The organism is Rhodospira trueperi (assembly GCF_900101965.1).
Classification (GTDB): Bacteria; Pseudomonadota; Alphaproteobacteria; order Rhodospirillales; family Rhodospirillaceae; genus Rhodospira; species Rhodospira trueperi.
Genome location: NZ_FNAP01000043.1, coordinates 1 through 1,346 on the forward strand (window position 1 = coordinate 1; position 1,346 = coordinate 1,346).

Annotated in this window: 1 protein-coding gene and 1 pseudogene; both read right to left on the reverse strand. The window is 69.4% G+C overall.

Annotated features, from left to right (window positions below):
• Nucleotides 1-734 (reverse strand): DUF7146 domain-containing protein (locus BLS85_RS18440; RefSeq protein WP_092788195.1); only part of this gene is annotated, 734 nt, incomplete at its 3' end.
• Between the two features lie 72 nt (nt 735-806).
• Nucleotides 807-1,346: pseudogene (locus tag BLS85_RS19250) on the reverse strand (DNA-binding protein); the annotation flags it as partial.

Below are 1,346 nucleotides of genomic sequence, written 5' to 3' on the forward strand. Positions count from 1 at the left end.
GCCGCGACCATGGACAGGCCGGGGAACAGCATGCGCAGCGTCAGGACGCTTTCGATCCCCTCGCCCGCGACCAGGGCGTCGCCCGGATCGCCGAACCGGACGGCGTTGCCCAGCAACCGACCGAGGGCGCGGCGGGGCTTCGGCATGGCCGCCTTACCCGCCGTGTCCGGGTCCAGAAAGGTCCGGTGGACGCCGGTAATCGCGCCGTCACCGTCGGTCACGGCAGCGATCAGGGCAGGTCGGGCCTCCAGCGGCGCATCCGGTGTGGGGCGGCACCAGACACGCGGATGGAACCGCAAGGCCGGTTCCGGTTCGGACAGGACAATGCCGCGCCCGGCGAGATACCGCTCGGCCAGCGTGTCGGTGATGGGGCGCGCAGCGGCGAACAGCCGCCGGGCCGAGACCACGGTGTCGCGTTCGCTGGTCTGTCTGACAGGATCAGGCACGGGCCATGGTTCGCTGAGGAAGGCGTGCGCCTCCTCCATGGCCCCAAAGAAGTCGAGCCCCCGATTGACCGCGATCAGGTCCAGCAGGTCGCCGTATTCACCCGTGGCGGAATCGGTCCAGGACCCTGCGCGGGAACCGGTCAGGCGGACATACAGGCTCTGGCCGGGATGTCCGTGAACGTCACCAACCTGCCAGTAGTTTCCGGCCCGCCGCCCGGCGGGCAGATAGGCACGGCAGACGGCTTCGGCCCGCGCGGCAAGAGCCCGGGCCACATCATTTGCTTTCATGAGGAATCTCCCTTGCAAAAAAATGGCCCGGTGCGGACACCGGGCCGAGACGTTGTCGGGGCCGCTGGTCGATTATTCGGCGGCCTCGGGGAGAAATTCCTCGCGCGGGGGATCGCAGTCGTTGGCCACAGCCACAGCCGCCTCCCCTTCCGGAGCTGGTTCCATGGCCTCCTGAGGTTGCGGATCTGGCATGCGCAAAGGCTCCGGCAGCCAGCCGGTGCCTTCCAGCAGCCGGGCAGCGGCCTTGGCCATGTCGGTCTTGCGCAGATGCTCGATGCGCGCGGCGGGACGCTCGCCCTTGGCCTCGCGCACGGCCTCCAGAATCCGCGCCTTGAGCACGCGGTTCAGGTACGTGTCCTCGGTGGGTTCCCAGCCCGCCGCCGCGATGTCGAGCCCGACGGCCCGGGCCAGCGCGTCGGCATGACGCAAACGCCCCGGCGGACGGTTCCAGCTTTCGACCACGGCATGGACACTCCGCGAGACGCAATGCGCCAGCAGCGCCATCCGATCCTCGGCGGACATGGCCTCAAGCGCCCCCCACAGTTCGCCGGGATTGTCGGGCAACCTAGCTGCCCACTCGGCATGACGGGCTTCGAAGGCCTTGGCCGCCGC